Source organism: Nonomuraea sp. NPDC050536, from assembly GCF_044457685.1.
Taxonomy (GTDB): Bacteria; Actinomycetota; Actinomycetes; order Streptosporangiales; family Streptosporangiaceae; genus Nonomuraea.
This window is the reverse complement of sequence record NZ_JBITHD010000010.1, coordinates 14334-33632: the sequence shown is the minus strand read 5'-3', so window position 1 is coordinate 33632 and position 19299 is coordinate 14334. Positions and strand designations below refer to the sequence as shown.

The window sequence follows — 19299 nt, the reverse complement described above, 5'->3', positions numbered from 1 at the left end:
GGACGCGGGTCGGCGGAAGTCGGCGCCCTGTGCGGCGGGGGACCCGAGGCCCCGGGATGTGGATTCCGCGGAACGTGACGGCGAGCAAGGATCCCCGACTCGCCGGATAGCGCCGCCCGCAGGCCCTCAGCCGGAGTACGGCGGGCGGCCGGTGGGGGCGGCCCGCCGTACAGAATCGCCCGGAGAAAGATTTGCCGCTAGCCCGATCTTTCCAGGAGGGCGTACATGGTGAAGCGGATGTTCCTGGTCACCGCGTTCTCGCCGTGGCCGGTGTAGCGGAAGACGAGGGTGCGGCCGGCCGGGTCGAGTTCGAGGGTGATGGAGCCGTTGCGAGGGCAGTTGCCCTTCATGGCGGCTCGTTTGAGCGTCGCCGTGTCGCCCTTCACGGCGGTCAGGCGGGACGTAGCGGTGCAGCGGTACTGGATGTAGTGCTCAGTGATGCCGTCCGGCCCCACCTCAAGCCGGAGGCGGTCGCTGGCGCCCGGGTCGTAGCTGACCGTGCCTTGCCACGTGCCCTGAAACGCCCGGGGGAACGTCCTCGGTGCGGCTACCGGCGTTCTCGGGGCGGTCGTCGGGGTGCCCGGTCCTGAGGTGGGGGCCTTGGACTGGCTGGTGCTGATCGCTGAGATGGGGGACTGGGACGGGCTGGTGCTGATCGCTGCGGTGGCCGTCCCGGGATTCGGGGTCGGTTGTACGGCTGTCGCGCCATGCGGAATCACGATGGCCGCGATCGCCGCGGCAGCCGCCACGGCAACCGCAGCCCCACCAACGACAACCCGCCGCAGCACCTTACGCCCCCCAGGCGGCACAGTCGCCTCAGAATCCCCAGCCACACCACCACGCCGCGACCCGCCCTTGCCAGCCCCCGCAACCAGCCCCGACTCCGCAGCATTGCCCAACTCTGCGGGCACGCCCGCCGTCCCGGCCCCGACCGGCCCGCCGAACGCGCCCACTGCACCAGGTTGTGGCGCCGCGGCCCCGAACGACGCCGGCGACGCGCCCGCTGCGGCGACGTGGGGTGGTTGTGGAGTTGAGGGCCCGAACAGCGCTGGCGACGCGTCGGGGATGGGCAGCGAAGCGTCCGGGCGCGCTGTGGGGCCTGCTCCAGAGGCGGCGCCCACGTGTTCGGCCACTGAGCTTGCACCCATGCCCGGTCCGGAGGCCGCGCCGGGGAGCGCGGGCGCGTTGGGGTGGCCGCTCGCGCCCCGGGGCACGCTCGAGGCGGGGCGGTCGTCCGGGGCTGGGCGCGGGTCGGATCCCGCGCCCGCGCCGGAACCCGGGAGGAGCGCCTCTGGCCCTGTGGGGGCATCGGCTTGCGGGTGTGGGTGGGGTGTCGGGGGTGTGCTGGGTTTGGGGGTGGTTACCTGCTGGATCGAGACATTCTCTACGGGGCGGCCCAGGAGGCGGAGGCAGATCTCGATCATGGTGGGGCGGGTGGCCGAGGTCTTGGCCAGGGCAGCGGCGACGATCGATCGGAGGGGTTCCTCGAGAGCGGAGAGGTCGGGGTCCGCGGTGAGGATGCGGTGCATGACGGCGGGAAGCGTGTCGCTGCCGAAGGGGGCGCGGCCGGTCGCGGCGTAGAGGATGACACCGCCCCAGGCGAAGACGTCGGCGGCAGGTCCGACCGGCTCCCCGGCCAGCTGCTCGGGTGCCATGAAGCTGGGGGTGCCGACGATCTGGCTGGTCAGCGTGAGGGAGTCCGCCAGCGACTTGGCGATGCCGAAGTCGATCACCCGGGCTCCGTCGGGTCCCAGCAGCACGTTGGCCGGTTTGAAGTCGCGATGGACGATGCCCGCCTCGTGCACCGCCGCCAGCGCCGTGGCCGTCGCCACCGCCAGCCGTTGCAGGTCCGCCCCCGAGCGGGGCCCGACCTCGGCGAGCGAGGGCCCGTCGACGTACTCGCTGACCAGATAGGGGGAGTCGCCCAGCGGGTCGGCGTCCACGATGCGCGCCACGCAGAACGGCGCCACCCGGCGGGCGGCCTCGATCTCCCTGGCCAGGTATGCGCGGGCCCGCGCGTCCACCCCGTCGGCCCGCAGCACCTTCACCGCGACCCGCCCCGCGGGCCCCTCGCCCAGGTAGACGACCCCCTGCCCGTCGCTGCCCAGCCGCCGCAGCAGCCGGTAACCACCCACCTCGGCCGGATCCCCCGGCCGTAACGGCTCGCCCCCAGCCACGCTCGCCTCCTCGCTCCCGCGCCGCTGCGATGATACGCAACCCCTCACCCTTACCTCAGTACGGCAAGCCCCACCGACTACCTCACTACGGCAAGCCACACCGACCCCCGATACGGCAAGCCCAACCGACCCCCGATACGGCAAGCCACCCGCCCTCACTTCAGTACCGCAGGCGGTGGTGAGAGACGAGGTGCCACATCGACAAGCGCTGCGTGGCGGGTGATGCGGCTGGAAGTGCGATGCGGAGAGTGGACAGATCGCAGGGAGTCGTGGGATGTAGTGGGTGGTGCGAGGCGTAGCGGGAGCGGGTCTCCGCGTCGGAGGGCGCGCCTGCTGGGCCTTCGCCGACGGGCCCCGAGGGGCGGTCGAGCCGGCCCGCGGGGAATGCCGACGGGGCCCCGAGGGAGGCGGTCGAGCGCGGCTCGCGGGGAATAGGGTCTTGTGCATGCGGATAGCCACCTGGAACGTGAACTCCGTCAAGCAGCGCGTCCCCCGCCTGCTGCCGTGGCTCGACCAGCGCAAGCCCGACGTGGTCTGCCTTCAGGAGACCAAGCTGGCCGACGCCGCGTTCTCCGAGCTGCTGGGTGAGGAGCTGGCCGGGCGCGGCTACCAGGCCGCCGTCCACGGCGAGGCCCGGTGGAACGGCGTGGCGATCCTGTCCAGGGTGGGCCTCGACGACGTGGTGATCGGTCTGCCAGGGGCGCCGGGCTTCCCGCATCCGGAGGCGCGGGCGGTCTCCGCGACCTGCGACGGCATCCGGGTGCACTCGGTCTACGTGCCGAACGGGCGTGTCCCCGACTCCGACCACTACCACTACAAGCTGGCCTGGCTGGCCGTACTGCGCGACGTCGTCAAGGCGGGCCCGGACGAGGTGATCGTGTGCGGCGACGTGAACATCGCGCCCACCGACGCCGACGTCTTCGACCCTGAGGCGTACATCGGCCAGACGCACGTCACGCGGCCCGAGCGGGCGGCGCTGGCCGAGCTGCAGGCGCTCGGCCTGCACGACGTGGTGCGCGACCGCTGGCCGACCCAGCGCGTGTTCACCTACTGGGACTACCGGGCGGGCATGTTCCACCAGGATCTCGGGATGCGGATCGACCTGGCACTGGCCTCGGGCCCGGTGGCCGGGCGGGTGCGCGCCGCCTGGGTCGACAGGCACGCCCGCAAGGGCACGGGCCCGAGCGACCACGCCCCGGTCATCGTCGATCTGGACGAGGCGCCCGACGGCGACATCGGCCCCGTCGTACCGCCGCCCTCGGCCCCCGCCACCGGGCGCCGCTCGGTCAAGCTCCCGCAGGCGCCGGACTGAGCATGCTCGACTACGACAGCGAGGCGGACCACTACGACCTCACGAGGGGCGGCGACGCCAGGGCCGCCGCTGCCGCCACGGCGATCGAGGAGCTGCTGCCGGGCGGTGCGCGGGTGCTGGCCGACATCGCCTGCGGCACCGGCATCGTGACTTCCCGGCTGGCCGGGCCGGGGCGGCGGGTGGTCGGCGTCGACCAGTCCTCCGGCATGCTGGCGGTCGCCCGCACCAGGGTGGACGTGGTGCGAGGGGACGCGCTCGCGCTGCCGTTCGCCGACGGCTCGCTCGACGCCGTGACGATGATCTGGCTGCTGCACCTGCTCCGCCCGGACACCGCCACGGCCGCGGTCCGCGAGGCCAGGAGGGTGCTGCGGCCGGGCGGCCTGCTGATCACCACGGTCGGCAAGAACGACGCCGCGTTCGCCACCGGGTGCGACGTGGCCGCCGTGCTCAATCCTGTGCGCGAGGCCCATCTCGGCGCGCCGTCCGACGCGCTGGACCGGGTGGCGCAGGGGTTCGCCGTGGCCGGCCGTACCGGCTTCGCCGGGGTGGGGCAGGGCCGCAGCCCGCGCGCGTGGGCCGAGAAGCTCGTCACGGACGGCTACGGCTGGGCGCGCCGGGTGCCTGCCGCGGACCTGGCCGAACTCGGGGTACGGCTGGCCGCCCTGCCCGAACAGGACAGGGCACGCCCGGATCCCGTCTACACGCTGGTGGCGCTGTCCAAGTAGCGAGCCCGCAGGGGCTCGGGGTCGAAGCCGAGCCGCTTGGCGTAGTCCTCGACGGGACCGAGATCGCGCAGGAAGCGGCGCATCAGCCCGGCAGGCGCGGTGCCGTAGGCGGGCCAGCCCGGCGACCGCCCGTCGTGGGCGGCGCGCCAGTCGGCGACCAGGCGGTCCGTGGCCAGCCCGGTCAGGGCGAAGTCCTCGACCACGGTCTCCTCCTCCACGCCGAGCAGCGACAGGACCAGGGCGGCCACGATCCCGGTGCGGTCCTTGCCGGAGGCGCAGTGGAAGACCACCGGCTCGTCGGCCGCGGCGATGACCTCGAGCGTCTGCCGGATCTCCGCGACGCCGTCCTCGGCCACCTCGGCGAAGCGCTCGGCCAGATAGTCCACCGGGTCGACCTCGGGGCCCAGGGCGGCCTGGTCGTAGGGGCGGTGCTCGATGCTCAGGTTGTGGTACTCAGGGCCGTCCGGCACCCGGCCGCCCCGGTCTCCCTCCCAGGGATACCGCAGGTCGATCACGTTGCCGATGCCGAGCTCCAGGAACCGGTCCCAGTCGGCGCCGCGCAGCTTGCCCAGCGAGTCGGACCGGTACAGGCGGCCCCAGCGCACCGTGTGCCCGTCCGCGGTGGGGTAGCCGCCGAGGTCACGGAAGTTGTGCAGCCGCTCAAAGGTGATATGTCTGCTCACGGGTCACATCCTGGTGCCTACGGCTTGGGGATGAGGGCGCGGACCCGGCGGACGGCCCGCTCCAGCACGCCCCTGTCCTGGGCGCGGGTCAGCCTGACCGCCTCACGGCGCCACGACTCGGCCTTCTCGCGCCAGCGCTGGGCGTCCCTGCGTCCCTTGCCCGCCTCCCGCCGCAGTTGGGCGACCTCCGCCTGGAGCGCGGCCAGGCGCCTGCGTGCCCGGTTCAGTTCCTTGTCCTGCTGGGCGCGCAGCCGGTCGATCTCGGAGACCGGTCGCTTGCGCGGCGGGTAGACCCTGGGCCGCCGCGTGAAACCCCACGACTCGCCGTCGACCCACTCCAGCCCGAACACCTCGTCAAGCACGTCGTCCTGCTGCTCACCCGGACGCGCCACCAGCGCCACCCTGGCCAGCGCGGCGGTGCGCTCCAGCCGGGCCACGACCACACCGGCCGGTCCCTCGTCCAGCGCGATGCAGACGGCGCCCAGGTCGTGCTTCTCCAGGTGGGCCACGAGCCGCTCCAGCGTGTCGTGCCCGGGCATCCATCCCGGCGGCATCCGCAACCGGAAGGGAGCCCGCGAGGCGGGCTCGGACGTGGCCGGCCGTACCCGGGAGTCGTGCGCGAACGTGGCGCGGATCAGCCGCAGGTCCAGCTCGGGGTCGGTGAGTGGGGCGCGGCGTGAGGTGCCGAGCGAATCCCAGCCGGCCGCGATCGTGACCGCCACGTCGGGTAGCGACGAGCCGAGCAGACCGTCCACCGTGGCCCGCACGTCCTCGTAGGAGGCCGCGCCGACCACGGCGTCCACGTACGGCACGAGCCACTGCCTGCCCGCGTCCGTGCGCAGGTAGCGCCGGTACGGCACGCGGTCGGCCACGAACGGATCGTTGTAGCGCTTGAGCGCGGCGAAGTCGCGCATCGCCGTCGGCAGCCCGACGTGCCAGGCGCGCGACTGCGGCTCGGGCACGAACACGGCCCCCGCCTGCGTGAGCCGGTAGCCGAGCTCGGTGTCCTCGGCCAGCACCAGCGAGGTGTCCAGCCCGCCGATGGAGCGCAGCAGACCGGCCGGGTAGGAGGCCGTGGCGCCCACGTGGATGCGGGTGGCCAGCGAGCTCGGCGCGGTGCGCAGCCCGTCGTGCTCCCTGATGATCTTCTCGGCCCAGTCGTGGCGGTGCGGCGACAGCGGGAACAGCTTGTCCTCTGTGCCGGCCTCCAGCGCCTGCACGACCTCGGCGGGCGCGGGCAGCAGGTCGCCGGGGGTGAAGTCGATCCAGCCCAGCACCACCAGGTAGGGGGCCAGGTGGTGCCAGCGCAGCTGCGCCTCGACGTGGGTGCGGTGCGGCACCATGTCGGCGTCCAGCACGAAGATCACGTCCCCGGTGGCCGCGTCGATCCCGGTCTGCAGCGCCCACGCCCGCCCCCAGCCGCCCGGCAGGCTGCTGATCAGCCGGGACCTGGCGGGTCTGACGGCGGGAAGCCGCAGCGGCGGGGAGCTGCCGTCGTCGACCACGATCACGTCGAGCAGCTCGCCCGGGTAGCTCTGCCCGGCCAGCGCGGCCAGGGTGAGGTCGAGCGTCTCCTGCCGGTCGTGCGCCGGGATCACCACGGTCACCCGCAGCGTGGGCTGCCATTCGCCGAGCGGGGGCGGGGTGAGCACGCCGAAGTCCTGCCGCCGGATGCGCGGGGTCACGGGGCCTGCTCCATCAGCGCGCCGGGGCGGAATCCGCGCCACTGACGCCGGTTGCGCTGCAGGAACGTGCCGATCGGCTCCTGCCAGGTGTGGTTGGCGGCGGGCCCGCGGCGCAGGATGTAGCCCAGGCCGTGGGTGCGGTAGATCTGCCCGCCCGCCGCCTGCAGCGCCTCCTGGAACTGGGTGTCGACCGAACGCCGCAGCGGGCGGAACCCGCCCACCGCCTGGAAGGCCGACCGCTCCACCAGGATCGTGCCGCCCGCCACGAAGCTGGTGATCTGCTCGGTGATCTGGTGCCGGTGCACGGTCACGTCGATCGAACTCAGGTAGACGAACTCCGGCACGGTGCCCACCAGCTGCGCCCCCGAGTAGGAGTGCGCGAGCAGCAGGTCCGACAGGAACTCGGGCCCGTACCAGTCGTCGTCGTCCATCTTCAGCAGGAACGAGCCGGAGGCCCTGGTCGCGGCCTGGTTCAGCACCTCGCCGAAGACCGCCGACGCGGGCGCCTCGAACACCGTCAGCGGCCTGTCGAAGGCGGCCACCGCGGGCGCCACGTCAGGATGCCCGGCGGGCACGCCGTGCAGCGCCAGGACGACCTCGAGGTTGGCGCCGCGCTGGCGGGCGATCTGGTCGAGCGCGAAGCCCACCATGTCGGTCCTGCGGGTGGCCAGCAGCACCGAGACCAGCGGGGGAGCGGGCGAGGGCGCGCCGAGCTGCTCCCACCGGGCCGCCACCCCGTGGGTGCGCAGCGCCGCCCGCCGCAGCCGGATGCTGTGCTCTTCTCTCCCCAAATCATCCGAAATTTCGGGACATTGGCTGATAAGCCGCACCAGCTCCGGGCCGATCGCACCCGCCCAGCGCGGCACCGCCTCGGCCACCAGCGGCACCCCCGCCGCGGCCAGCCCGGCCAGCACCCGGACCGCCGCCAGCGGTCCGCTGTGCGCGCGTCGCCAGTCGATCTCGAGACCGCGGATCTGCCGCAGCCGCGCCACGTCGGCGTCGGTGACCCCGCCCGACTCGGCGAAAGTCACCACGGCCCTGCCGTCCAGCACCACCGACCAGCGCCCGTCGCGCTCGGCCAGCGAGGCCATGCCGCGCGAGGGCGTGGTGACGAACCCCTGCGGGTTGACCAGCCGCTCGTCCACCGGCGGGATCATGGACGGCTCGCTCAGCACGTCCGGATCCGAGAGCGGCAGCTCCGCGCCGCCCGGACGGCCGAGCCGCTCCCAGCTGGCCGCGTCCAGCGTGGGCCGCTCGATCGGCGTCTCCTCGCCGGCCCAGTCGGCGCTCTCGTCCAGCGTGCGCAGCACCAGATCGCTCCCCGGCGCGCCGACCCGCTCGGGCACGGGGCCCGTCAGTTCGGCAGGCGTGGCGTTGGGGTCGCCCGGCCGCCAGTCGGCCGCGCCGACCCCCGCGATCCCCGCAGCGGGCGCCGCGATCACGTCCAGGCGGTGCCCGGCGAACGCCCGCGCCGTCGCCGTGACGGTACGGCCGGCCGGTGTGGGAGCCGAGAAGCGCGCGTCCACCACCCACACCCGGTCCTCGGGCCGATGGACCCGCAGGTCGGTGAGGGAGCGCCAGCGGTGCGCCGGCGTCGGGGTGGGCACGGGCGCCGGGTGGGAGGCGGGCGTGTCCAGCACGGCAACGACGACCCGGCGGGCCTCGGGCAGCAGCTTGTGCAGGGTCGAGACGCGGCGCAGGTCGGCCGGGGTGGCGGCCAGGACCAGCACCTCGTGCACGCGCTCCGCGGCCTGGGCGGGTTCGAGCAGGTCGTGGTCCAGGTCGACGCCCGGACCTGCGACGCCCGCACGGAACACACGGGCCCTGGGCAGGTCCGCGAGCAACTGGTCGATCATCCGGCGCTCCGCAGGTGCCGCATCAGCGAGCCGAGCCCCCTGGCCGGGGGAGCGGGCCGCTCCTTGGCGCCGTCGAGCTCGGCGGTCAGGCGCTCGACCTCGGCGTGCAGGGACTTGATCTCCTCCTGGCGCTCGGCGGCCAGCGCCCGCCACTTGGCCGGGTCGCCCGCCAGGGGTTCCGCCTCGTCGGCCGGGGCGAAGCCGTACTCGGACCCGCTCACCCACAGAACGCCGAACAGCTCGTCGACCACATCGTCGGTGGGGGCCTCGACCAGGGCGGCGCGGGCGTAGGCGGCGGTGCGCTCCAGCCGGGCCGCCAGGACACCCGACTCATCCTCGGCCAGCGCGGCGCTGACCAGTCCGAGGGTTTCGCGCTCGGCCTGCCGTACCAGTTTGGCCAGCGTGTCGGCGCCCAGCACCCAGCCGGCCGGCAGCGTGAGCAGGAACGGCGCGGGCGCGGCCGAGGCGGGCGCACTCTCGGCGAAGGTGACGCGCGGCTCGTGGGCGTAGAGGTTGCCCAGCAGGCGCAGGTCGAGCAGCGGCTCGTCGAGGCTGGCGCGGCGCTCGCCGGTCAGCTTCGACCAGGGGCCGACGAGCGTGACGGCGGCGTCGGCGAGCGTGCCCGCCAGCGCGGAGTCGGCAGCTGCCCTGGTCTGCTCGTAGGTGCCAGGAGTAGGCGGGACCTCGATGACCACCTGGACGTAGGGCACCAGCCAGCGGCGGCGCGGGTGGCTGCGCAGCCAGCGCAGGTCGGGGACGAGGTCGCCGAGGAAGGACCAGTTGTGCCTGTGCACGTCCTGCTCCCGGCGCATGACCGTGGACGGGCCCGCGTGCACGGCGCGGGCCTGCGGGTCGGGGATGAACACCGCGCCGGCCTGCGCCAGCCGGTAACCGAGCTCGGTGTCCTCGGCCATGTTCAGCGAGACGTCGACGCCGCCCGCGACGCGCAGCAGCCAGGCGCGGGCGGAGGTGGAGGCGCCGGTGTGCAGCAGGTAGGCGGCGGCGCCCGCCTGCTTGAGCATGTCGGTCGACACGAGGGTCTTGCGGGTGTACTCGGGGCGGACCTCGCCCTCCTCGACCGCGAAGCGGGTGTCGCCGATCACCACGGCGTAGTCCAGGAGGTGGTGCCAGCGCAGGTGGGCCTCGAGATGATCGGGTTCGAGCAGCATGTCGGCGTCCAGCCAGTGGACGACCTCGCCGGTGGCGGCGTCGAGGCCCGCCTGGCGGGCAGCGCCCCGGCCCCAGCCGCGCCCGACCCTGACGACGCGGACGCCGGGCAGCTCGATCGGCGGGTCGCTGCCGTCGTCGGCGACGATCACCTCGACCAGTTCCGCCGGATACGTCTGGGCGGCCAGCGCGGCGAGCGTGCGCTCCAGCTCGGGCAGGCAGTCGCGGGCGGGGATGACGACGGAAACCGTCAGCGACGGCGTCCACGCGCCGATCGCGGGCGGATCCAGCGGGCCGTAGTCGTTGTGCCTGATCCGGGTCATACTGGGTCCTTGGCCGGCCCGCGAACCTCCTCGCGCAGCTGCTCCACTTCTCGCGCGCGCGCCATCGCGTTGACCCGGTCCTCGCCGAGGGAGGCCAGGATCGCGGCCAGGTCGTCGCCGTGCCTGGCCATCGACTGTTCGACGGCCTCGGTCAGCGTGTCGATGCGCGACTCGATCCGCTTCAGCGCGGTGGCGGTTCTGGCCAGCTCCGCCTCGTGCTTCTTCGCCCGGAGATCGATGCGCTGAGCCTTGCCGTCGAGGCGGCGTACGGACAGCACCAGGAAGGCCAGGGCCGCGAGCGAGATCACGAACGCTCCCGTGGCCGCGGCGGCGCCCAGTTCGAGCGCCCCGGTCACGACGAGCACCACGAGCACGACGGTCAGAATCCCGAGGAACGCGGCGGTCGCTGCCAGTCGGCGTGGCGAGAACATCCGCCCAAACCCTTCTCAGTCAGATTTTGTTGACACCCTAATAAACATGTACCTCTACGGTGCCATACGTTCCTGGATGAATCCTGATAGCCACCTCCGAACCCCTTGACGGGGAGGGCGTAAATCGGGCGTATGGTAGGCGCCGACTGATCCCGCCCGAGGAGCACTACAAGCATGTCCGTCACGCCCTGTGGCTTCCTGCGCACGCCGGAGAAGGGGCTCACCCGCCTGCGCGTGGGCGACGCCTTCGACCTCGACGCGCTCAGGACGATGCGCGGGGTCGAGCTGGATTGGCCCGACCAAAGAGTCCCGCTCGACGATGTCACCCGCATGGCGGCGGCAGGGATTCCGATCACCACCGAACGCGCCCCCGGCTGGGTGCCGGGCGAGCTGGCGGCGCTTCTCGCCGACCGGCGGTGGCTGGCCCACGAGCCCGACGGCAGCCTGCGCTGCGTGGCCGACCTGCGCCGCGAGGAGCACTCGGTACGGCTGCGCCGCCTGGCTCACCGCACTTCCGGCACGCCGCTGGTCAGCGTCGTGATGTCCACCATGCGCCCGCATCTGGTGCCCTTCGCGCTCGGCCAGCTGGCACGCCAGCGCGGCGTACAGGTCGAGGTCCTGCTCGGCCTGCACGGCATCGCCTTCGAGCAGGTACGGCAGGCCGTCGAGGACTGCCCGCTGCCCGTGGAGTGGTTCGAGGCGGACCGCGGCGTGCCCTTCGGCGAGGTGCTCAACAAGGCCGCCGCCCCGGCCAGCGGCGACTACCTGGCCAAGTGGGACGACGACGACTGGTACGGCCCCGACCACCTGGCCGACCTGATCATGGCAGGGACGTACTCCGGTGCCGACGTCGTCGGCACCACCGGCGAGTTCTTCTACCTGGAGCCCCTGGAGACCACGATCAGGCGGACCACGTTCGCCAGCGGCGCCGACTACCGCAGCGAGGTGTTCGACGACCACGTGGCCGGCGGGACCATCCTGCTGAAACGCGGCACGTTCCAGGAGGTCGGCGGCTTCCCCGCGGTGCCGCGCGCGGTCGACCTGGGGTTCCTCAAGGCGGCCAGGGCCGCGGGCGCCACCGTCTACCGCACCCACGGCCTCGGCTACGTGCTGCGGCGCGGGCTGTCCGGCGCGCACACCTGGCAGCTGCCGCTGGCCCACTTCGTCAAGGTGGCCGCCAACCAGTGGCGCGGCTTCCGCCCTAGCCTGCTGATGGAAGCCGCATGAGAATCAGGGGCAACGACTACCGGATGCTCCGCCCCGCGGAGGACTACACGCCGGCGCTGACCGTCAGCGTGGTGGTGCCGGCCTACGGCGGCCAGGACAAGCTGGACCTCGTGCTCGAGGGGCTGGCCGCGCAGACCTACCCGGCCTCGCTGATCGAGATCATCGTGGTCGACAACGGCAGCTCGCCCCCGCTCAGACTCCCCGAAGGCGCCAGTGCCCGGCTGGTCGTCTGCGAAGCCCCTGGTAGGGCCAATGCCCGAAATGCCGGACTCGCCGAAGTGGCCGGAGACGTCATCCACTGGCTCGACTCGGACGTCGTCCTGACGCCAGGAGCGATCGAGGCGCACATGCGCTGGCACCACGCCGCGCCCTACCTCGTCGTCACGAGCTATATCCGCTTCACCGAGGCTCCGCTGCCCGACCATCTCGACGGCGACCTCGACGAGCTCTTCGAGCCCGCCGAGCCGCACTCCTGGATCGTGGACCTGGTCGAACGCACCGACGGCCTCACCGGCAACACGCAGCGTCCCTTCAGCCTGCACGTGGGCGGCGCCACCTCCGTCAACGCCCGCCTGATCAAGGCCGCCGGACCCATGGACGACGACCTCGTCCTCGGTCAGGACACCGAACTCGGCTACCGCCTCGCGCAGGCCGGCGCCGTGTTCGTCCCCGAGCCGCGCGCCCGCGCCTACCACCTCGGCCCCACCATGCGGATGCGCGACAAGCCCTCCATCGACCGGGTCAGCCACGCCTTCGTCGCCGACCGCATCCCCGCCTACCGCTGGCTGCGCTCGCACCCGGGCCGCCAGTGGAAGGTGCCCTACGTGGCCGTCGTCGTCCAGGCCACCACCTACGAACAGACCCGCGCCACGGTCGACGCCCTCCTCGGCTGTACCGTCGCCGACCTCTGCGTCGTCCTCACCGGCCCGTGGGACACCCTGACGCGCGACCGCCGCGCCCCGCTCCGCGACCCCGCCCTCGACCTGGTGCTCATCCGCGGCCACTACGAGCACGAGGGCCGGGTACGGCTGGCCGTCCCGGAATCCGTCGACCCGGCCATCCCCTTCGTGCTCCGCCTCCCGCCCGGCTGGGCGCCCGGCGAGGACACGCTGGCCCGGCTCCTCGAACTGGCCAAGGCCGAGGGGCTCGGCCTGGTGCAAGCCCTGCTCGAGGAGTCGCCGGACGGCGTGGTCGCCGCGCGGCTCGAGCGCACCGCCTTCTTGGCCAGGGCCGCGATCGTCGTCAAGCCCGGCGAGGCCCTCGAGGACGCCGTGGACGACGTGTCAGGCGTGGTCTGGGTGGACGGCGAAACCTACGGATTCACCTGCGAGCCGGTCGAGATCCTCGGCCGCCGCACGGCCTACCGCGCCAGGACCGAAGCCCAGTCGGAGGCCGCCCGCCTGGCCAAGGAGGTCGAACGCCTGCGCGGCCAGGTCACCAAGTGGCGCGACGAAGCGGGCCGCTGGCGCAAGAGCACAGTCGAACTCCGCCGCGAAGTGGGCACACTGCGCCGGCAGCTGGCCGCCGCCTCCCGCGTCCAGAAGAGCCTGCGTACGCTCCTGTCCGCCTCGGTGAAGCGCGCCCTCCGCCGCAAACTCCCCGACTAGCTAGGAGCGCGGAGTGCCGAGCGGAGGCGGCGCAGAAGAGTGGGTTCCTCGGGCGCGGGGGCGGGCGGGATCGTGACGGGCTCCGGCTTGGGGGCGGCCACGGGCCAGTAGCGGTCCGGCGTGGCGTGCCGTACGCCGTGAGTGGTCTGGATGATGTCGTCCGGGTCGTCCCCGGGCGAGCCCAGTAGGGCCGCGCGAGCCAGGGCGGACGTGCGCTCCAGCCGGGCCGTGCGCCCGTCAGGCAGGTCGACGATCAGCACACCCGTCAGGTCCTCCTGCACCGACTCGATCATGCGCTCCAGCGTCGCCCTGTGCAGCGGCACGTCCACCGGTCCGCGATAGCGGAACGGCGTCGGCGCCGGCGTGGGCGACGCCTCGTCGATCAGGCGGATCCTGTCGTCGTGGGCGAACAGGTCGCGCATCAGCCGCAGCTCGAAGCAGGGATCGCCGAGACCGGTGCGCTGGTCGTCGCGCAGCCTCGACCAGGGGCCGACCAGCGTCACGACCACGTCCTGCAGCTTGCCGTCCAGCGCCGCCGCGACGGCCTGCCGTACGACCTGCTCCGAGGTGTCGGTGACGTCGAGCACGATCTCCACGTACGGCACCAGCCACCGGCGGCCACGGTCCTTGCGCAGGTCGCGGCGCAGCGGGACGCGATGCGCCAGGTGGGGCTCGACGGCCCGTACGGCCCGCTCCCTGTCGCGGTGCTGCGCGGGCAGACCGAGATGTACGGCCTGCGCCCGCGCGTCGGGGATGAACACCACCCCGTGCATGGCCAGGCGGTAGGCGAACTCGGTGTCCTCGCCGCGCGGCACCGTCGGGTCGAGCCCACCCACCGCGTGGAAGACCTCCCTGGGAAGGGCGAAGGTCGGTCCTGTGCACACGTGGTAGGGGTTGCGGCTCTTGCGCAGCCCGTCCGTCTTGGCGATCGTCGCCTCGGTCGAACTGGGTCTGGCGTTGTCGAGGTCGAACAGTTCCCCCAGGTGTCCCGCCCGGAAGACGTTCTCCGCCGTGAGCGGCGGAACCTCGACGAAACGCTTCATCCCGATCGTGACCAGGTAGTTCGTCAGGTGATGCCAGCGGGCCAGCGCCTCGATGTGCTCGCGGCAGGCGACCATGTCGGAGTCGAGCCGCTGGATGAGCTCGCCGTCGGCGGCCTTGGCACCGGCGTTGACGGCGTTGGAGATGCCCCAGCCTGTGCTGGGCCTGACCAGGCGGGTGTTGACCGGCCTGATCTCCGGCAGCGCGATCGGCGGCTCGCTGCCGTCGTCGACGACCAGGACCTCCATCAGGTGGTCCGGGTACGTCTGCGCCGCCAGCGCGGCGAGCGTGAACTCGAGCTGCGGCCCGCCGTGCGCCGGCACCACGACGCTCACCGAAAGGGCAGGCGACCAGGCCCCGAGCTCGGGTGGCGTCAGCGGAGAGTAGTCGTTCTGCGTGAGAGCAGGACGCGCGTTCATGGTGGTGACCCCCTGCGCCCGACCCTAGCCGCAGATGCTGAATATTTCCTGAATAGCGGCAACCGGCCCGCCCCCGGCGTCCGGCTAGACTCGGTGCCCAACACCGCAGGTAGGGAGTCATCATGGGCAGGGCGTGGCGTGGCCTTATCGAGGAATATCGCGAGCGGCTTCCGGTCACCGCGAAGACGCCCGTCATCACGCTGCTCGAGGGCGGCACGCCGCTGGTACCCGCGCACCGCGTGTCCGCGCTCACGGGGTGCGACGTCTACCTCAAGGTCGAAGGCGCCAACCCGACCGGCAGCTTCAAGGACCGCGGCATGACCGTGGCCATCAGCAAGGCCGTCGAAGAGGGCGCCAAGGCGGTCATCTGCGCCTCCACCGGCAACACCTCGGCCTCGGCCGCCGCCTACGCGGTGCGCGCCGGGCTCACCTGTGCCGTCCTGGTGCCGCGCGGCAAGATCGCGATGGGCAAGCTGGCCCAGGCGCTGGTGCACGGCGCCACGCTGCTGCAGGTCGAGGGCTCCTTCGACGACTGCCTGGAGATGACGCGCAAGCTGTCCTCCTCCTACCCGATCGCGCTGGTCAACTCGGTCAACCCGTACCGGCTGCAGGGGCAGAAGACCGCGGCCTTCGAGATCATCGACGCGCTGGGCGAGGCGCCCGACATCCACTGCATCCCCGTGGGCAACGCGGGCAACATCTCCGCCTACTGGATGGGCTACAAGGAGTACTCCGACAAGCGCCCGCGCATGTTCGGCTTCCAGGCCAGCGGCGCCGCGCCCATCGTCCAGGGAGCGCCGGTCGCGCACCCGCACACGATCGCCACCGCGATCCGCATCGGCAACCCCGCCTCGTGGCGCCTGGCCGAGGAGGCGCGCGACGAGTCCGGGGGCGCCATCCAGTCGGTGACCGACCGCCAGATCGCCGCCGCCTACAAGCTGCTGGCCCAGGAGGAAGGCGTCTTCGTCGAGCTCGCCTCGGCCGCCAGCGTGGCGGGCCTGCTCCAGGCCCACGCCCAGGGGATGCTCGAGCCCGGCCAGCGCGTGGTCTGCACGGTCACCGGCAACGGGCTCAAGGACCCCGACTGGGCCATCTCCGGCGCCCCGGCCCCGGTCACGGTCCCGATCGACGTCCACGCGGCCGCCGCCGCGCTCAACCTGGCCTGACGGGCTTTGTTCCGCGGTACGGCGGGCCCCACCTCGGCCCGCCGTACAGGATCTTCATGAGCGGTGAAAAATATGGTGAACATTCGGGTCCCCGCCACGTCCGCGAACCTCGGGCCGGGGTTCGACGCGCTCGGCCTGGCACTGACGCTTCACGACGAGGTCGAGGCCGAGCTCACGGGGCCCGGCGTCGAGGTCACGGTCGAGGGTGAGGGCGCCGGCGAGCTCGACCTCGGCGAAGGACACCTGATCGTCAAGGCGATGCGCAAGGCGTTCGACCGGATGGGCATGGCGCAGCCCGAGGGGATCCGGCTGCGCTGCCGCAACAGGATCCCGCACGCCCGCGGCCTGGGCTCGTCGTCGGCGGCCATCTGTGCGGGCATCCTGGCCGCCAGGGCGCTCGGCACCGGGCAGCTGACGGACGACGAGGTGTTCGCCCTGGCCACAGAGATGGAAGGGCATCCGGACAACGTGGCGCCGTGCCTGGCAGGCGGCCTGACGATCGCGTGGACGCAGCACGGCGGATCACCGCGTATGGTGAAACTGGTTCCCGATGCGCGCATCCGCCCGGTCGTGCTCGTTCCGGCGACGCGGCTGTCCACGGAGGCGGCGCGGGGGCTGCTACCGAAGGACGTGCCCCACAAGGACGCTTCCTTCAATGCCGGAAGGTCCGCGCTGCTGATCGCCGCGCTGACCCAGCGGCCGGAGCGGGGGCTCTTGCTGGCGGCGACCGAGGACCGGCTGCACCAGGACTACCGCGCGCCTGCGATGCGCGCGAGCGCGGATCTGGTAGAACGTCTGCGTGCAGTGGGCGTGCCCGCGGTCGTTTCGGGAGCGGGTCCCACCATCCTTGCGTTTTCGACCTCGGATTCGCAGGATTTGATCGCGCCAGAAGTGGGTAATGACTGGCACATCCAGCTAATGGACGTCGACCCGGATGGGGCGAACGTTCAGGTTCCCGAGACACGCTGATGCCTCTTTAGACCTTCAGGGAATAGCCGTGTGCGCTGGTGATGTTAGGCTGGTAGCCGCACCAGATGCCCCCTTGTTGGGTGCGTGCTTGTCAGCCACACATCGCTGCATCATGTTTCACGTCGCGAGGCGTGGGCAGCGCGGCTGTCTCCCCGGAGCCCGTTGCCTCCGGTTGGCCCACACCCGGTTGGCCCAACACGAGGCGGCGACGACGGGGCTGTGCGCGTTCGGAACTCCTCGACATCTGGCTGGCGACGGAATCTGGGGGGTGTTTTCCACGCGCCACCGTCCTGTGGACGCCTGGACGAGCCCCCTCACAACACAGTGTGGCGACCGCCGTCCCGGCGGCGGCCGAAGATCGCAGAGTGCACCCCGACCCGGACTGTCCCGCCGGATCGCAAGCACCTCCGGGACGCCCGGCATGAGATACCCGGCGCCCGACCCCTGGGAAGGACCTTTTAGTTGAGCGACACCACCGAACTCCTCTCCGACGCATCAGGCGCGTCTGCGCAGCCTGCGTCCGGCGACACCCCCACTCGCGCCGCGGCCAAGCCTCGCGCGCGTCGCTCCGGCACCGGCCTGTCCGCCAAGGTGCTGCCCGAGCTGCAGAAAATGGCTGCCGAGCTCGGCATCAGCGGGACCGGACGCATGCGGAAGAGCCAGCTCATCGCGGCCATCCAGGAGAAGCAGGGTGGCAGCGGCGACGGCGCCTCCGCCCCGGCGGCCGAGGCGGCACCCGCCCCGGCGGTGACGGCTGACCCGGCGCCCGCCGCGGAGCGACCCACCCGCAGCAGGAGGGAACGTTCCCGGGCCCGGAGCGTTGAGGAGAGCACCCCGCAGGCCGCCGCCGAGCCGGTGGCCGCGGCAGAGCCGGCCGTTCAGGCCGCCGAGCCGGTGGTCGCAGACCAGCCGGCCGCAACCGCCGACGGTGGGCAGGGCGAAGCCCGCGCCGCCGAGCAGGGCGAGGGGCGCGAGCGTGGCGGCGAGAGCCGTCGCGAGCGCCGCAGCAGGGGCGAGCGCCGCGAGCGTGGCGACCGTTCCACCAGCGACCGCGCCGGCAGCGACCGTGCCAGCAGCGACCGTGGCGAGGGCGGCCGTGCCGACCAGCGGGCGGCCGACGCCGGCACCCGCGGTGACCAGCGCGGCAGTGACCAGCGCGGCGACCAGCGTGGCAGTGACCAGCGCAGTGACCAGCGCAGTGACCAGCGTGGCGGCGACCAGCGCCGCGGCGACCAGCGTGGCGGCGACCAGCGCGGTGACGGCGACGACGACGAGCGCGGTCGCGGTCGCAGGGGCCGCTTCAGGGAGCGCAACCGCGGCCGTGGCCGTGACCGCTTCGACAGCAGCGAGCCCGTCATCGGCGACGACGACGTGCTCATCCCGATCGCCGGCATCCTGGACATCCTGGACAACTACGCGTTCGTCCGCACCAGCGGCTACCTGCCGGGCAGCAACGACGTCTACGTCAGCCTGGCCCAGATCCGCCGCAACGGCCTGCGCAAGGGCGACGTCATCACCGGCGCCGTCCGGCAGCCGCGCGACGGTGAGCGCCGCGAGAAGTTCAACGCCCTGGTCCGCCTCGACACTGTCAACGGCATGGACCCGGACCAGGCCCGCAACAGGCCGGACTTCAACAAGCTCACGCCGCTCTACCCGCAGGAGCGCCTGCGCCTGGAGACCGAGCCGAACATCCTGACCACCAGGATCATCGACCTGGTCTCGCCGGTCGGCAAGGGCCAGCGTGGCCTCATCGTCTCCCCGCCGAAGGCCGGTAAGACGATGGTGCTGCAGGCGGTCGCCAACGCGATCACCCGCAACAACCCCGAGTGCCACCTCATGGTCGTCCTCGTCGACGAGCGGCCCGAAGAGGTCACCGACATGCAGCGGTCGGTGAAGGGCGAGGTCATCCACTCGACCTTCGACCGTCCCGCCGAGGACCACACCACGGTCGCCGAGCTCGCCATCGAGCGCGCCAAGCGCCTGGTCGAGCTGGGCCACGACGTGGTCGTGCTGCTCGACTCGATCACCCGCCTGGGCCGCGCCTACAACCTGGCGGCTCCCGCCAGCGGGCGCATCCTGTCCGGTGGTGTCGACTCGACCGCGCTCTACCCGCCCAAGCGCTTCTTCGGCGCCGCCCGCAACATCGAGAACGGCGGCTCGCTGACGATCCTCGCCACGGCCCTGGTCGAGACCGGGTCCAAGATGGACGAGGTCATCTTCGAGGAGTTCAAGGGCACCGGCAACATGGAGCTCAAGCTCAACCGCTCCCTGGCCGACAAGCGCATCTTCCCCGCGGTGGACGTCGACGCGTCCAGCACCCGTAAGGAAGAGATCCTCATGGCCAAGGACGAGCTCAGCATCGTCTGGAAGCTGCGCCGGGTGCTGCACGCGCTCGACATGCAGCAGGCGCTCGAGCTCCTCCTGGAGAAGATGAAGGAGACCAAGTCCAACGCGGAGTTCCTGCTCCAGGTCCAGAAGACCACCGTGAGCAACGACCGCGACTAGGTTCTC

14 protein-coding genes are annotated in these 19299 nt (G+C 72.4%); 7 read left to right on the top strand and 7 right to left on the bottom strand.

Annotated elements, in window-relative coordinates:
• Positions 1–197 precede the first annotated feature (197 nt).
• Positions 198–2177: a serine/threonine protein kinase gene (locus ACIBHX_RS26620; protein WP_397069963.1), complete on the bottom strand. Its 1980-nt coding sequence runs from the start codon at positions 2175–2177 to the stop codon at positions 198–200.
• 445 nt (positions 2178–2622) lie between these two features.
• Here ACIBHX_RS26620 and ACIBHX_RS26615 point away from each other — a divergent pair, with 445 nt between their 5' ends.
• Both ACIBHX_RS26615 and ACIBHX_RS26610 read left to right on the top strand, forming a co-directional pair.
• Positions 2623–3489: an exodeoxyribonuclease III gene (locus ACIBHX_RS26615; RefSeq protein ID WP_397069962.1), complete on the top strand. Its 867-nt coding sequence runs from the start codon at positions 2623–2625 to the stop codon at positions 3487–3489.
• 2 nt (positions 3490–3491) lie between these two features.
• Complete coding sequence (locus tag ACIBHX_RS26610; RefSeq protein ID WP_397069961.1) at positions 3492–4214, top strand: class I SAM-dependent methyltransferase; 723 nt, start codon at positions 3492–3494, stop codon at positions 4212–4214.
• On the opposite strand, the gene ACIBHX_RS26605 is transcribed toward ACIBHX_RS26610, so the two are convergent.
• The 5 genes from ACIBHX_RS26605 to ACIBHX_RS26585 are packed head-to-tail and all read right to left on the bottom strand — an operon-like array spanning position 4187 to position 10359.
• On the bottom strand, positions 4187–4897 hold the full coding sequence (locus ACIBHX_RS26605; RefSeq protein WP_397069960.1) for a tyrosine-protein phosphatase: 711 nt from the start codon (positions 4895–4897) through the stop codon (positions 4187–4189). The genes ACIBHX_RS26610 and ACIBHX_RS26605 overlap by 28 nt on opposite strands.
• A 17-nt stretch (positions 4898–4914) precedes the next feature.
• The gene (locus ACIBHX_RS26600) at positions 4915–6582 is read right to left on the bottom strand and encodes a glycosyltransferase (RefSeq protein ID WP_397069959.1); all 1668 of its coding nucleotides are present in this window, start codon (positions 6580–6582) and stop codon (positions 4915–4917) included.
• Complete coding sequence (locus ACIBHX_RS26595) at positions 6579–8438, bottom strand: glycosyltransferase (RefSeq protein WP_397069958.1); 1860 nt, start codon at positions 8436–8438, stop codon at positions 6579–6581. Before ACIBHX_RS26595 ends, ACIBHX_RS26600 begins: the two co-directional genes overlap by 4 nt.
• Positions 8435–9928, bottom strand: a complete 1494-nt coding sequence (locus ACIBHX_RS26590) for a glycosyltransferase family 2 protein (protein WP_397069957.1) — start codon at positions 9926–9928, stop codon at positions 8435–8437. The genes ACIBHX_RS26595 and ACIBHX_RS26590 overlap by 4 nt, the downstream gene beginning before the upstream one ends.
• Positions 9925–10359 carry a hypothetical protein gene (locus ACIBHX_RS26585; protein WP_397069956.1) on the bottom strand — a complete coding sequence of 145 codons (435 nt, stop codon included), beginning with the start codon at positions 10357–10359 and terminating at the stop codon, positions 9925–9927. The genes ACIBHX_RS26590 and ACIBHX_RS26585 overlap by 4 nt, the downstream gene beginning before the upstream one ends.
• A gap of 174 nt (positions 10360–10533) precedes the next feature.
• Between ACIBHX_RS26585 and ACIBHX_RS26580 the strand changes: the two genes are divergently transcribed.
• Together ACIBHX_RS26580 and ACIBHX_RS26575 are read left to right on the top strand one after the other, a co-directional pair.
• Entirely contained in the window at positions 10534–11586 is a 1053-nt protein-coding gene (locus ACIBHX_RS26580) for a glycosyltransferase family 2 protein (RefSeq protein WP_397069955.1), read from the top strand.
• On the top strand, positions 11583–13193 hold the full coding sequence (locus ACIBHX_RS26575) for a glycosyltransferase family 2 protein (protein ID WP_397069954.1): 1611 nt from the start codon (positions 11583–11585) through the stop codon (positions 13191–13193). Before ACIBHX_RS26580 ends, ACIBHX_RS26575 begins: the two co-directional genes overlap by 4 nt.
• Here ACIBHX_RS26575 and ACIBHX_RS26570 read toward each other — a convergent pair.
• A complete protein-coding gene (locus ACIBHX_RS26570) occupies positions 13190–14653 on the bottom strand; it encodes a glycosyltransferase family 2 protein (RefSeq protein WP_397069953.1) in 1464 nt (487 codons plus the stop codon). The two genes, ACIBHX_RS26575 and ACIBHX_RS26570, sit on opposite strands and share 4 nt — an antisense overlap.
• A gap of 122 nt (positions 14654–14775) precedes the next feature.
• On the opposite strand from ACIBHX_RS26570, the gene thrC reads away from it, so the two are divergent.
• The 3 genes from thrC (at position 14776) to rho (ending at position 19293) form a co-directional block, all read left to right on the top strand.
• Complete coding sequence (thrC, locus tag ACIBHX_RS26565) at positions 14776–15819, top strand: threonine synthase (protein WP_397069952.1); 1044 nt, start codon at positions 14776–14778, stop codon at positions 15817–15819.
• Positions 15820–15891: 72 nt separating this feature from the next.
• The gene (gene thrB, locus ACIBHX_RS26560) at positions 15892–16788 is read left to right on the top strand and encodes a homoserine kinase (protein ID WP_397069951.1); all 897 of its coding nucleotides are present in this window, start codon (positions 15892–15894) and stop codon (positions 16786–16788) included.
• 462 nt (positions 16789–17250) lie between these two features.
• Complete coding sequence (gene rho / locus ACIBHX_RS26555) at positions 17251–19293, top strand: transcription termination factor Rho (RefSeq protein WP_397069950.1); 2043 nt, start codon at positions 17251–17253, stop codon at positions 19291–19293.
• The last annotated feature ends 6 nt before the right edge of the window (positions 19294–19299 follow it).